The following is a 13,509-nucleotide window of genomic DNA, read 5'->3' as shown; positions in this document are numbered from 1 at the left end:
ATCAGCCCAGATCCACAGTCTGTCCCCCGGGCACCTCGACTGCCGTACCGTCAACCTCGAGCCAGACAGCAGCCGCTCCCGGATTATAGACAAAGTCCCTCGCCGCCGAGAACAGCAACTCCCGGCAAGCCTTCATGTAATGCACCAGCTCCAGATTCGTCGCATACCAGATGTCGCCGCGTCCGCCCGCCATGGCGCAGAAGCGCTCCATCAGGTCCCAGTTGTTGTCATTGTCGAACTCGTAGCTATGTCCCCAGACATACATCAGGTACAGATACTGTCGCTTATGCAGCCCCACAAAAGCCTCCCCGTGAGTCAGCAGCTCCCGGTTATGATGACAGGTCGCCTGCCAGTCCAGCCAGTCCTCCGGGAGAGCGAACCCGCCGGTAGACTGCACCGTTCGGGCATATTCAATGCCCAGATGCGGCAGCAGCGCCTTGATCTCCTGCGTATAGGAGCCGTTCGGGTAAGACATCCCCCGCACAGGCTGGCGGACCAGCCCTTCCAGCACCCTGCGGTCCTCCATAATTTCCTCCACGACCAGCTCCTGCGGGCAGCGCGCCAGCGTCGGATGACTCCGCGTATGCACGCTGACCTCATGTCCGTGGTAGAGAGCCGCAACCTCGTCCGCCCTGATACGGTCCCCTTCGCCAAGCAGCCCTGAATTCAGATGGAAGCTGCCCTTGATTCCATACTGATTGAACAGGCCTACCAGCCGTTCATCTGCCCGCCGTCCATCATCATAGCTCATGGTCAGCGCCTTATGACGGCCTTGCGGATAGCAGTAATACACTCCCGGCATTGCAGTTAAGCCTCCTTCGTAAATTGAACTTGTATATTTTCTGTTATGGGATAGCCGTGACTCCAGAGAATGTTTGGAGTGGACGCATATGTTCATCCGCCCAGCCTGCGGCCTCACGGAGCATAGACAATCAGATCGCTATATTCGGCAATCAGCGGGGCCATCTGGCGGAAGCCTAGTCGGCCTGCGCCGAGCAGCGGACCGAAGGAAGAGCCATCATCCACCCAATGCAGCACCGGCAATTCATTGATGGAAAAAGTCACAGCGGCTCCCCGCTTCACCACCAGCATCCGGTAGGCCTCGGTCATATCGGCGGTATCCGGGAGCGGATCAGCGCCTTGGGCGACAAGGTGGAAGCCGTAGCTTTTGCGCAGATTACAGGTGTGAAAAGCCCGCTCCTCCTCCCACATCCGGCGAAAATACGAGATATGATAGGCATCCATCTCCCCATGATGATACTGGTCATATTCGCCCGTGCGGACCGGCAGGGACGGGTCGAACAGATCCTTGCCCCCGGCACCGGCAGCCGCGAAGAACAGAATGGCCAGCCCCGGCTCCCGCAGCGGACGGAATCTCCAGGAGACGGCAAGCTCCGCCGGAAAAACCTCAGGGCACCAGAAAACCACATTCGCTTTCTGTCCTTCCTCAGCCCCGCGGGTGCTCTCAAGCCTTAACCGTCCCTGCGGAAAAGTAACTGCGCCATCGCCTTCCATACGGAAGCCTTCCACCTGTGCGGAACCCTCCAGCGTATTGTGGTAGATCTCCCGCCAGCCCTCAGGAACACCTGCATCAGCCTGCTGCGTAATCATTGAACCACATCTCCTTTCCCGGCACCCGCACGCTTGTCAATTCTGGCACCAGCCCTCGCACTAATCCCAGCTTCTGAACCAGTTCCTGAACCAGCTTCCTCACCAGCTCACGCGCCATCCCTAGCACTTCCGCCATCTTCCGCATTAGCTAAGGCACTAGCTGCATCACCCGCTCCCGACACTCCTTCACGTGCAGGCAGAGCTTCAGCAATCAGCTCCAGCGCAATGATCGTATTCAGCGACCACTGCGAGGCTTCATTCGTATTTATCCAGTCAATCTCATCGAGCGCTTCTGTATACGTAACCCGCTTCACTTCCTCCTCCAGCCGTAGCTTCCCGAACGGATTCTCAAGCAATATGCTCCAGCAAAGCTCCGCCGTAGCGCGGTCATCCTTGACCCATGCGCCGTAGGCGGCAATAGCCACACTCAGCACCGGATGCTCGAAGCGCTGCTTGCCTGTAATCGCTCCCCCGGATCTAAGCTGCTGCTCTTCTTCCGGCAAGTTATAGAAGACACCGAACTCAGCGAGCATGTCCTCCCACTCCGGGTCCTCCAGCATCATCGCCAGCTCGAACCATACCTGCGGCCCGCCCATGCAGATCGCCAGATGCCGGCCCCAGTTATCGTCGCCCATGGGACTGAGAATTCCCGTTGCTGGATCGTAACCATAGGTTGGACCGGAGATCAGCCGCAGATTGGTTGCTTTGATGCAATCGATGCCAGTTAGGATTTTGTCACGGTAAAAGGTATCCTCATAACGTTCCCAGCGGGTCATCCAACCCGAGCTGAACGCGGCCCAATCCGGCCCCACGCGCACATGCGTCTTGAATTCATCCTTCGCAAAATAAGCCCGCATCGGGTCCAGATTTACCGTGGAATAATCCGCATCCTTCACACTGTCCATGATGTCGCCCGTCCGCTCATCACCGGTCAGATAATAGTAATAGCGGTGCAGTCCGGCCATGGCAATCCGCGCTTCCTTGCAGCCGCAGCCCCAGTGTACGACATTATGCCGGGAGCCAAGACCCGCATATTCCCCGAAATGATACACATCCACCTCGCTGGTATGCCGGGTCATCGCCTCGGCCATCCGGTAAATATCCGCGCGTCCGGTCCGCAGGAAGCTCACCCACAGCCACATATTCGGCACCAGCTCGGCATTCTGCCAGGCACAGCCGCCCAGATCATAATTCCAGACATGGCGGACAGAATCATAGCTGTGCATGAAGTCGCCGTAATCCCACAGGCCATACCACTTCCGCTGCTCAATCTCCTTCTGGTAAAAGCCGATAATCCCGTCCAGCCGCTCCTCCAGGTACGCCTTGACTGGCGTGCTGCGGTCCGGCAGGCTCCACAGTCCAAACGCCCGGCTGCGGTGATAATATTCGGGTTCACAGACTAGCAGCGGGGGTTCATTAACCTGCTGCTGCATCTGCCGAAGCTGCCCGGAATCCGGCGTCCGCAAGGTACACCACAAGATCAGCTCGTTCGTATTGGCGATGCCGTAAGGGGTTGCCCTCAGCTCCTCCGCACCTTCATAGGAGGACTCAACATGCGTCTTCGTATCGTAGTGGCGCAGGTCCATGCCCGGAGCTTCCGGCGTCCAGAACCAGACGGTTAACGCCGCTTCCGCGCCGGAGGTGCCGCTGATCTCCAGCCCGGACGGATGCTTCTGCCAGAAATCCTTCACTCCGGCAGCCAGACCTCCTCCGTCACAGCCAATATAGCCAAGTCCTCCGGCCCTCCGGCCTTCAGCGCCCTTAATCCAGACGCAATCCGCTCCTGTACGCTTGTGAACGGCATAATGTTCAGAAGAATCCTGCACTAGCCGGAAATCCTCCCATACCGCAGAATCCTGAAGCAGGCTGGTGAAATAGGCATCCTCCACGGGATCGAAGTGCTGGCTCTGCCCTTCGAGCTGCCCGGCGAACATCCCGGCATATTTGCCCCGGGTTCTGCGGGTCTGGAGCGTCTTGGGGGATTCGCTGAAGATTCCCCCGCCGCCCGCCAGCCGGACATGGCGGTTATACAGCGGACCGCTGAGCGGCACCTTGAACAGCAGGCCCAACCCCTTGATGAAATCCTGCTGCGGGTTGCCGTCATAATGGAAGGTATGCACCAGCCGAATAGACGCAAGCCCGGCATAGAAATAGAGCCGCAAAGTATAAGGAAGCCATTCCCTGGCTCCCTTTGTGCTTCTATGCCGCCCGTCCAGCCGGATCACGGCACGCACCGGTCCCCGCTCCTCCAGACTGGCCTTCAGCGTCACTCCGGTGAACCGCTCCTGCCGCAGTGTCAGCTCCCCGCTGAGGATGTCACGCTGCTCGCGGAGGCAGACCAGCTCGCTGCCGCTGCACACCAGTTGCTCTGCTGTGCAGGGCTGCCGCGCTGCGGATGTAGTTGCACCGACTGATTCCGCAATAACATCCGTAGCTGCACTCATGCCCGCACCCGCACTTATCTCAGCATCTGCGCTCTCATCAACACCTGCACTCACCTCAGCACCCGCACCCACATCAGCGCCTACACTCACCTCAACAACTACACTATCATCAACACCTGCACTCACCTCAGCACCTGCACCAGATCCCAACCCCGCCTCCGCAGCTCCATAATATCCATGATCGCCGTCCGCTCCCCCGGATTCCGCCGTGTCCCGGCGGATAATCCGCGAGATCACGCCCGGACCATGCTTGACCAAGGTGCATACGATACTGCCGGTATCGACAATATAAGCTTCTTCCGTCTCTTCCACGGATACCCGGAAGGCTGCGGACACAGCGCTCTGCCTGGAAGAGCGTTCCAGCGTATATCCTGCCGTATTCCCTTCAGGGCATACGGCAGAATGCAAAGACCATTTGATGCTGCCGTCCGGCCAATACGCAGCCGGGCGGCTCTGCAGCGGCAGACAGGAGCCATCGTCTGCTCCGCTAAGACATAGCGCGTCCAGTTCGCCGCGCTTCAGATCGCCCTTGGACCAGGGAACCCCCCAGGTCACTCCCGCAGCCATAGCAGGCGGGTTCAGCCACCGTAAGTGGACCGGCAAGGCTGAGGATAAAGAGGTCATCTTCTGTCATCTCCTTGATGGGACATCACCCGGACGAATGAACCGTTCCCGGAGCAGGAGGCTTGTGGACGCCGGGATCACAGGAAGTGAGCCGCAGTCATTCTGGAGCCGGTCCCTGATTACCGGGTCCCGTTCTCCTTCTCCCCCTCCTGCCGGCTCAGCTCACGGTAACGTGTCGGCGTGATGTCCTCCTGTTTTTTGAAAATCCGGTTGAAATAGCTCTGCTGATAGCCGACCTGCAAGGCGACATCGTTCATCTTCAGATCGGTGTCCCGCAGCAGCTCCTTCGCCTTGGTGAGCCGCAGTTCCGTTACATAATCGATGAAATTCTGCCCGGTGACCCGCTTGAACGATTTGCTGAGCAGAAAAGGGCTGGTCCCTGTATAATCCGCACAGCTGTCCAGCGAGATATTGTCCATATAATGCTGCTGAATGTATAGCATCGCCTGATCAATCGTCCTTCTTATTCCGGCGTCCGACCGTTCACACAGCTCCTTCAGGAAGGGGGCGATGACCTGCGTGCGGAACCAGGAGAGAATCAGCCCCGGCTCATGAATCTGCGAGAGACTGGCATACAGATTCCTGCCGCCGAATAACTGGCTCTGGGCCATCCCGGCCTCCAGCACCGCATGAAGAATTGCGCCGAGCAGATGCAGCATGCCCTGCTGTACGTCGATCACCTTCGCGCCGCCTGCGGAGAGCGTCTCCAGGAATTCCTCCAGCAGCCGGTCCGCCTCCTCTGCTTCGCCGGTCCGCAGCGCCTGAATCAGCCCGCGCTCCAGCGCGAAGGAATACTGCGGCAATGGGGCGCCCTGCCCCTCCCGCTCCAGCTGCTCCAGGCTGATGATCTGGTTCCCGCCTCCGTATCTGCTGTGGCTGGCCGCCTGCTTCGCCGCCTCGAACGCCCGCGGAATCGCGGAGATGCTCCCAATCCTTGCACTGTACGCCACCGTGGCCTGCAGCTTAAGCATCCGGCTCAAGGTAGCCGCCAGCTCTTCACCGAAGGCGCCCACGCGGGCCGGATCAGGGCCGCTTCCCGGTTCCATCAGCAGCATACCGGAGGTAAGGTCATGCAGATTGACCGTCTCCGCCCGGCCGAAATGCTCACGGGCAAGCTCCAAGGTAATATTGACGGCCGCGAACGACACCAGACTCTCGTCGCCGCTGCGGAACTTGGCCTCCAGGCTGGAGATTCCGGTCAATTGGATATACAGCACCACGAACGTACAGTTCTCCACTTCCCACTTATACTGCTTCATCCGGCTCTGAAGATCCTGTTCGGAATAGGCATACAGATACCCCTGGAACAGCTGGTGCAGGAAGCTCTGCTGCACATGCGGAAGCTGCTCCGAGAGCGTGTACTGGAGAGCATGCTGCTGTCCGTGCAGGTTCTGCCAGTGCCGCTCGATCAGCGTCAGCTCATCCACCCGGTCCCCGGAGGCCGCATGCTCAGGGAGCAGCGTCTGAAGCAGGCGGCGGACCGGCGAATAGATTCTGCGGGAAGCAATCCAGGACAGGAACGCCGCCAGCAGCAAGGCGCACAAGCTGACCAGGATAATCATCCGGGACAGCCAGACCACTGGAGAGGTTACGCTGGAGATCGGAGAAGCCGACACATACCGCCATTCGCTGGCAATCCGCGAGAAATTACCGTAGGTCACCGCATAAGTAACCCCATTCCAGTCATACAAAAAGGATCCGCTATCCTGGCTGCCTTTGGCTGTAATCGCCGTCCGCAGCGCCGTAACCAGCGGCGTAGGCGCATCCATCCCGCCCCCCGAGATGAACAGTCCGCCGGATTTCTGCTCCATGAACACCTCCCCCGTGTTGTACGGGGTCATGGTCCGCAGCATCGCGGATACCTTCTCTGTATCCATCCGCAGCAGCAGCGCCCCGAAGGGCTCCCGGCTGCCGCCGGGGATATGGTGCACCAGCGTCAGCTCCTTCTGCTCCGGGTTCACCGGATCAAAAGCCCATTCCGTCCAGTACGTGCTCCGCTCCTGCTTCAGCAGCTTCCCGTACAGCACTTCCTCCTCCGCAGACAACGTCCCGTACTCCGTGCCGAAGCGTACCGGCTGATTACCGGCCAAATACAGCTCAACCTGCCGCACCATGGAATTGGAACCCTGCATGACTACCAGCGTCTTCGTAATATCCCAGGCCCGTTCATGATTCCGGGTGAAATCCATGTTGCTCAGTCCGTAGTCGAACTTCGGATCGAACGCCCAATGGGCCAGCATCAGCTCCAGATTGGACAATTGATCATTAATGTTGTCCGCCCGCTGCTCAATCTGCCGGTTATGCATCCGGAGCAGCTCCTTTTCCAAACTTCCCCCGGCCATAAAGTAAACCAGCAGTCCAATGATCAGCCCGGGAATGGACGAGACGATCAGCACAATAATGAGATTATTGCGGTAATACCGGCCCTTGCGTCCCGCCCGGCCTCCGGTATACCTGTTCCGTGCTCCTGCCGCTTCATTCTCCATTCGTTTCACCAGCCGAATCCTTAGTTTAGAGTTGCCGCCATGCAGCCGCAGCGGGGACAGACCGGCCGGAGACTGGAGCAGGACCGGACTTTACTTGCCGCCTGAGGCGTACAATTCATTCATTTCCTTCACAAGCTCATCTCCGCCAGTCTTCCGCCATACCTCAAAAGCGGACTTCAACCCGGCCTCATCGATCTGGCCGACAATAAATTTGATGCGCGCATCGTTGATCACGTTATCGAGCTGCGAGCCCTTTTGCGTATAGACTGCCGAGATCAGCGCTTCGGCGGGATTGGTCACAATCGTCGCTTCATTCGTCTTCTGTACCTCAGTCTGCTTCAGCCGCAGCGGCGTCTGCTTCACCTGCTTCGCCTTGTCCTCAGGAATGAACGGCAGCATCTGGTTCAGGCCTTCCACTTCCGATTCCAGCAGAACGGTATCGCTGGAGCGTTCGATATATCCGTCTACCAGCTTGTAATGCACGCCTTCAATCCCATAGTTCAGCATCGTCTGCAGATCCTCGTCATTCAGCCGGTCCAGGAAGGTCAGCACCCGCTTCAGCTCCTCCTCGGTTTTGACCGAGGACTTCGGAATCGCCAGCATGCCGGAGAAGCCCGAGGTCGGAAGCGTATGCAGCGCGCCGTCCGCTCCGCTCACACCGCCGATGACATCCATATAATGGCGTTCCGGCTCGTCTTTGCCTTCCTTTTGCAGAGCGGCATGAATCTTGTCATCCAGCCGGGCCGCGTTATCGACCACATCGACAATGACGCCGGCCTTGTTGTTGACGACCGGATCATTCCATTTAGAGCTGTCCATCACCGCGAAGTCGGCGTTGATCAGCTGCTCATCGTACAGCTTTTTCATGAATTTAAGCGCTTCCAAATAACCGGGGTATTCATGCTCAGGCACAAGCTTCCCTTCCTGCACACCCCACTTGTTCGGTGCTCCGAACCACAGCTTCATCGTATCGAAGCCGCTGGCCCACTGGCCGGTCCACTTGACCAGCACCATGCCATACGTATCCGCCTGGCCGTTGCCGTCCGGGTCCTGCTCCTTGAACGCTCGCAGCATATTATAGAAATCGTCCACGGTCTTCGGGTTCTCAAGCCCCAGCTTCTCCATCCAGTCCTTGCGGAACACCACACCGTTGCGTCCCAGCGCCCGCCCTCTGTAGATTCCGTAATTCTTGCCGTCGATGGCCGAGTTATTCAGAATAACCTCCTTCGCCCCGCTGAGATTCGGATAATCCTTGAGATACGGACCCACCTCCCAGAAAGCGCCGGATCTGGCCGCATTGACGAAGCTGGACGCTTTCACGTCACCTACATACATAATATCAGGCAGCTTGCCGGAAGCGAGCGTAATGTTAAATTTGTCGGCATAGGATGCATTCGGCACCCATTCGAAATGGATTTTGGTGTTCGTCAGCTCCTCCAGCTTGGCGGCGACCGGACTGCCGTCCTTCGGATAATTGGTTTTGAAAATCGGCAGCATCAATGTCAGCGCAAGCGGCTCCTCAGCCTTGGCGGTTCCGTCCGCCTTCCCGCTATCCCCGGCAGTCTCCTTCTGTCCTGCTCCCGTATTCTCCCCATTCCCGCCGCAGCCGGACAATACACTTAGAATCATAATCATAGCCAGCAGCATGAACAACCCTTTTTTCACAGACCGTGAACCTTGGCTCCGCTTCATCTTCATCATCACTTGGCCTCCCTTTATATGTTGACTAACCGCTTACCCTTTGACTGAACCCAGCATCACCCCTTTGGCAAAATGCTTCTGCAGAAACGGATACACGCACATAATCGGCAAGGTGCCGACCACGATGACGGCCATTTTGATCGACTGCTCCGGCGGCTGCACGAAATTGGGGTCCATGGAGCTGAGATCCCCCGCTGCCGACTGGGACAGCATGACGATCTGACGCAGCATCACCTGGAGCGGCCACTTGGATGGATCATTAATATAGAGCAGCGCCGAGAAGAAGTTATTCCAGTGTCCGACCGCATAAAAGAGCGTGAACGTCGCCAGCACCGGCTTCGACAGCGGCAGCACAATCCTCCACAGCAGCCCCAGCTCCGTACAGCCGTCGATGCGTGCCGCCTCCTCCATCTCGGCCGGAAGCTCCTGGAAGAAGTTCTTCACAATAATCAGATTGAAGGCGCTGATCGCCCCCGGAAGAATCAAGGCATTCAGCGTATCGAGCAGATGCAGCTCGCGGATCACCAGATAGGTGGGAATCATCCCGCCCCCGAACAGCATGGTGAAGATGACCAGATTGAGGATCAGATTGCGGCCCATCAGGTACCGCTTCGCCATCGGATACGCCATGGTAACCGTGAAGAACAAATTGACTGCCGTCCCGATCACTGTCACGTACAGCGACACCCCGATGCTCCGGACAATGGTATCTGTGGAGAAAATAAACCGGTAGGCGTCCAGCGAGATCGTCGTCGGAATCAAAAAGACAGCGCGCTTCGTAATTTCCGCCTCGGTGGCGAAGGAACCGGCGACTACAAACAGGAACGGCAGGATGGCTGCGATCCCGATGATGCCCAGCACCACGTAATTAAAGACGTCAAAGGTGATCTCTCCGGCGCTGCGGTAACGTTTAGCCACACATAATGCCTCCTTTTCAATATAATCCGGATTCGCCCGACTTCTTGGCGAGCCAGTTGGTGCCGAGCACCAGCACGACCCCGATGACCGATTTGAACAAGCCGACGGCGGTGCTGTAGCTGAACGCTCCCTGGGTAATCCCCAGCGCATACACATAAGTATCAAAGACCTCCGCCACCTCACGGTTCAGCGCATTCATCATCAGATAGATCTGCTCGAAGCCGTTATCCAGAATCGTGCCCATCCGCAGAATCAGCAGAATGACAATCGTACTGCGGATCGCGGGCAGCGTAATATGCCAGGTCTGACGCCAGCGGCTGGCCCCGTCCACCACGGCTGCTTCATATTGCTCCACATCGACACCGGCCAGAGCAGCGAGGAAAATAATCGTCCCCCAGCCGCATTCCTTCCAGATGGTCTGCAGAATAATCATCGGGCGGAACCAGTCGGGACTGGCGAGGAAATCGATCTTGCGCCCGGTGAACGTGAACAGGAATTCGTTGACCGCACCGCCCTGTGTCGTAAGGAACACGTAGGAGATACTGGCGACGATGACCATCGAGATGAAGTGAGGCACATAGATCAGCGTCTGTATCGTCCTTTTATAGAAGGAGAACCGGATCTCATTGAGCAGCAGCGCCAGAATAATCGGTGCCGGGAAAAAGAACACCAGATTATACAGCGACAGCACCAGCGTATTGCGCAGCAGCATGAAGAAATCAGGGTTCTGAAAAAACGTGCGGAAATGCTCCAGGCCGACCCAGCCGCTCTTCCAAAAGCCCAGAAAAGGCTGATAATCCTTAAAGGCGAGCAGCACTCCCCACATCGGCACATATTTGAACAGCAGGAAATACAGGAGTCCGGGGCTGAGCAGAATGTAAAGCCATTTGTCCCGCTTCAGACGTCTGAAGCGCTGCTCGCGCCTGCTGCGGCGGAAGCTTGTACCTGCGCTTACCTCTGCTGCCCCCAATGCCGCTCCTTGCTTCATTGACATTCACCTCCGTATGGATAAGCAGCCTCGCTACTACACTTCACTACATTGCCGTGGCTGCGCTTTCTATTATGGTTGGCGGGTATTTTTCCGGCAATCGGACTTTTTGGACAGCGCTTTGAACGCCTTCTGCGCCGCTTCCGCAATAAAGTCCAAAACCGGCAAAACTTTACTATTGCCGTGGGGGGGCGGACACTATATAAATTAAACCTTGTAAGTACTCAGTATGGGATATCCGTGACTCCAGAGAAGTTTTGGGCTTCCGGCCGCTGTTGTCTGCAGATTACTTGATATATACCGTTTTTAACGGTTGAAATCCGCAGACAGCTGATGCTTACGATGCGAGCTTTCCTGCGGAAAGCTTTCAGGCGGTCGCTACCGCTAATGCAGCTCCAAAATTCCCTTCCGCCACTCCTCCCAAAATTTATGTTTTCAAGTTCAAACTATATAGCTTAGGGATGGGGAATAGAAAGATAAGATCATACAGAACCCGTGTGGGGCTGTTTCAAGGAGGTCAAAAGAATGAAGCAAAAGCTATATTACGGTGCCGCATGGTACCCGGAGCTGTGGGGAGAAGCTGAGCGGCAGCAGGATCTTCAGCTCATGCAGGAGACCGGGATTAATCTGGTACGCATGGGCGAATTCATCTGGTCGCTGCTGGAGCCGGAGGAAGACTCCATCGATGTCCGGCCGTTCGCTGAGCATATCCGGCAGCTCCATGCCCATGGCATCGATACGGTCATGTGTACGCCGACCGCGACCCCGCCGGTCTGGCTGACCCACGGGCACCCGGAGCGTCTACACATCCGGGCAGACGGGGCGGTGATGAGCCACGGGTCCAGACAGCATGTCTGCACGAATAACCCTTATTTCCGACAGCGGGCTGCGGTAATTACGGAAGAACTGGCCCGGGTGCTGGGGCAGCTCCCCGGCCTAGTTGCCTGGCAGCTCGACAACGAGTTGAAGGCACATGTGGCGGAATGCATGTGCGGGTCCTGCCGCTCCCTGTGGCATGAGTGGCTGGAGCACCGTTACGGTAGCATCGGCGAGCTGAATGTAGCGTGGGGAACCGGCGTGTGGAGCCACACCTACCAGCGGTTCGATCAGGTGCCGCAGCCGGTGGCTACGCCTTTTCTGCATAATTCATCGCTCGTCACCCAGTACCGGCTGTTCCAGATGGAGAAGGTTGCGGAGTTCGCAGGGGAACAGGCGGCGATCATCCGCCGCTATTCCGCATCTCCGATCACGCACAATAGCAATGTCCCTTTTCATCTGGACAATGAGCAGCTGTTCCGGGAGCTTGATTTCGCTTCGTTCGACACCTACGCCTCTCAGGCCAACAGGCACGCTTATCTGCTGAACTGTGATCTGTGGCGCGGGTTCAAGCCCGGGCGGGATTTCTGGCTGATGGAGACCGGCCCGGCCTATGCCGCTTCGCTAACAAGCTACGGCGAGCCGCACCCGGACGGCTATCTTACCGCCGAAGCTGTGGCCGCCTATGCGCTAGGGGCGGGCGCCTTCTGCTACTGGCTGTGGCGGCAGCAGCGCACGGGCAGCGAGCAGACGCACAGCTCGATTATCAGCGCCTGGGGCCAGCCTGCGCTCGGGTATGACAATGTGCGCACAGCTTCCGCCGCCAGGCTGCGGATCGAGCCGCACATGCTGAATACCCGGCCAGTGCAGGCCGAGGTGGCGATTACTTATTCGGACCGGGCCAAGGCGTTCCTGGCCACGGAGCCGCACCGGCAGCTGAACTACCGTTCCCTGCTGGGGGACTTTTACAGACGGATTCTCGATCTGGGGATTCACCGTGACCTGCTGCCGGAAGGCGGCGATTTAAGCGGCTATAAGCTGCTGTTCACGCCTTTTGTCCATTATCTGTCGCCGGAATACATGGCGCGGGCGCTCGCCTTCACCGCGGCTGGCGGCATCTGGATCGTTGGCCCGCTTAGCGGAGGCCGCACCGCCGAGCATACCCTGCATACAGATGCTGCGCTGGGGGAACTGGAGCGCTGCGCCGGAGTGAAGACTACCTTCGTCTACCCGATGGAGGGGACGGGCAGCATCGGGGAGGCCTTCGGCTGCTCCGCGCCGCTGTCGCTGTGGAGCGCGGTGTTCGAGCCGCTGCCGGGCGGAGCCACCGTGATCGGCATGATCACGGAAGGCCGGACGCCGGGCCTGGCCTACCTGACCGAGCAGCCCTATGGCCGGGGAGCCATCGTCATGCTTGGCTCGCTGCCCTCGGGCGGCGAGGGCGACAAGCAGCTATGCGCGCTGATTGAGCATTATGCCGCCCGGGCCGGAGTCACCCGGCGCACTGATGTCACGCCGGGCACCATTCTCTGCCCGAGAAGCGGCGCTGCCGGGGAGCTGTGGACGCTCGTCAACATGGACGGCCTTGGAGGCAGCGTCACACTGCCGCGCAGCGGGCAGGATGTGTTGACCGGCACTCCTGTGCCCGCCGGTCCGCTGCCCATTGGCGCTTATGAATACAGGCTGATCTCGCTGTAGTAGTGGAACATCCTCCTGCCGATGGCGGAGAACGCTGACTCCCAGCAAACAAGTGGAAAAACGCAGCTTGCTATGCTGGTTTCCAAGGAATTTCCGGAAGCAAGTGGATAAACAACAACTAATTATGGTCGTTTAGGCCAGTTTGGGGGAAACGGGTTCATTTAAGTGCTGTTTATCCAATTGCCGTCCTGGCAGAGGGCGGTTCTCGCTCAGCAGGTGGAGT

At 58.1% G+C, this 13,509-nt stretch carries 9 protein-coding genes; 1 reads left to right on the top strand and 8 read right to left on the bottom strand.

Translation table 11 applies throughout. The features are described from left to right. Position 1: 1 nt before the first annotated feature. The 8 genes from J2Z70_RS26690 to J2Z70_RS26655 all read right to left on the bottom strand — a co-directional run bounded on the left by J2Z70_RS26690 (position 2) and on the right by J2Z70_RS26655 (position 10,772). Positions 2-802, bottom strand: a complete 801-nt coding sequence (locus J2Z70_RS26690; RefSeq protein WP_209878191.1) for a polysaccharide deacetylase family protein — start codon at positions 800-802, stop codon at positions 2-4. A gap of 113 nt (positions 803-915) precedes the next feature. After that, the gene (locus J2Z70_RS26685; protein ID WP_209878189.1) at positions 916-1,611 is read right to left on the bottom strand and encodes a DUF1961 family protein; all 696 of its coding nucleotides are present in this window, start codon (positions 1,609-1,611) and stop codon (positions 916-918) included. Continuing rightward, positions 1,592-1,747, bottom strand: a complete 156-nt coding sequence (locus J2Z70_RS26680; protein ID WP_209878187.1) for a hypothetical protein — start codon at positions 1,745-1,747, stop codon at positions 1,592-1,594. Before J2Z70_RS26680 ends, J2Z70_RS26685 begins: the two co-directional genes overlap by 20 nt. Further along, positions 1,719-4,679 carry an exo-rhamnogalacturonan lyase family protein gene (locus tag J2Z70_RS26675; protein ID WP_245368531.1) on the bottom strand — a complete coding sequence of 987 codons (2,961 nt, stop codon included), beginning with the start codon at positions 4,677-4,679 and terminating at the stop codon, positions 1,719-1,721. Before J2Z70_RS26675 ends, J2Z70_RS26680 begins: the two co-directional genes overlap by 29 nt. Before the next feature lie 119 nt (positions 4,680-4,798). Further along, the gene (locus tag J2Z70_RS26670; protein ID WP_209878230.1) at positions 4,799-7,165 is read right to left on the bottom strand and encodes an AraC family transcriptional regulator; all 2,367 of its coding nucleotides are present in this window, start codon (positions 7,163-7,165) and stop codon (positions 4,799-4,801) included. A gap of 90 nt (positions 7,166-7,255) precedes the next feature. Beyond that, positions 7,256-8,863 carry an extracellular solute-binding protein gene (locus tag J2Z70_RS26665; protein ID WP_209878227.1) on the bottom strand — a complete coding sequence of 536 codons (1,608 nt, stop codon included), beginning with the start codon at positions 8,861-8,863 and terminating at the stop codon, positions 7,256-7,258. 36 nt (positions 8,864-8,899) lie between these two features. Further along, positions 8,900-9,784 (bottom strand): carbohydrate ABC transporter permease, encoded by an 885-nt coding sequence (locus tag J2Z70_RS26660; protein WP_036722627.1) that lies wholly within the window; start codon positions 9,782-9,784, stop codon positions 8,900-8,902. A 16-nt stretch (positions 9,785-9,800) separates the two neighbouring features. Beyond that, positions 9,801-10,772, bottom strand: coding sequence for an ABC transporter permease (locus J2Z70_RS26655; RefSeq protein WP_209878185.1), 972 nt, complete (start codon positions 10,770-10,772; stop codon positions 9,801-9,803). Positions 10,773-11,297: 525 nt separating this feature from the next. Between J2Z70_RS26655 and J2Z70_RS26650 the strand changes: the two genes are divergently transcribed. Then, positions 11,298-13,286 (top strand): beta-galactosidase, encoded by a 1,989-nt coding sequence (locus J2Z70_RS26650; RefSeq protein ID WP_209878183.1) that lies wholly within the window; start codon positions 11,298-11,300, stop codon positions 13,284-13,286. Positions 13,287-13,509 lie beyond the last annotated feature (223 nt).

Origin of the sequence: Paenibacillus silagei (assembly GCF_017874735.1) — a bacterium.
GTDB classification, from domain to species: domain Bacteria; phylum Bacillota; class Bacilli; order Paenibacillales; family Paenibacillaceae; genus Paenibacillus_AQ; species Paenibacillus_AQ silagei.
The sequence above is the reverse complement of the archived record's forward strand: the minus strand, read 5'-3'. Positions and strand labels throughout refer to the sequence as shown.

Bases quoted from the DNA above. Each gene is read 5' to 3' on its own strand.
- J2Z70_RS26690 (WP_209878191.1), bottom strand. From the start codon at position 802: ATGCCGGGAGTGTATTACTGCTATCCGCAAGGCCGTCATAAGGCGCTG.
- J2Z70_RS26685 (WP_209878189.1), bottom strand. From the start codon at position 1,611: ATGATTACGCAGCAGGCTGATGCAGGTGTTCCTGAGGGCTGGCGGGAG.
- J2Z70_RS26680 (WP_209878187.1), bottom strand. From the start codon at position 1,747: ATGGCGGAAGTGCTAGGGATGGCGCGTGAGCTGGTGAGGAAGCTGGTT.
- J2Z70_RS26675 (WP_245368531.1), bottom strand. From the start codon at position 4,679: ATGACCTCTTTATCCTCAGCCTTGCCGGTCCACTTACGGTGGCTGAAC.
- J2Z70_RS26670 (WP_209878230.1), bottom strand. From the start codon at position 7,165: ATGGAGAATGAAGCGGCAGGAGCACGGAACAGGTATACCGGAGGCCGG.
- J2Z70_RS26665 (WP_209878227.1), bottom strand. From the start codon at position 8,863: ATGAAGATGAAGCGGAGCCAAGGTTCACGGTCTGTGAAAAAAGGGTTG.
- J2Z70_RS26655 (WP_209878185.1), bottom strand. From the start codon at position 10,772: ATGAAGCAAGGAGCGGCATTGGGGGCAGCAGAGGTAAGCGCAGGTACA.
- J2Z70_RS26650 (WP_209878183.1), top strand. From the start codon at position 11,298: ATGAAGCAAAAGCTATATTACGGTGCCGCATGGTACCCGGAGCTGTGG.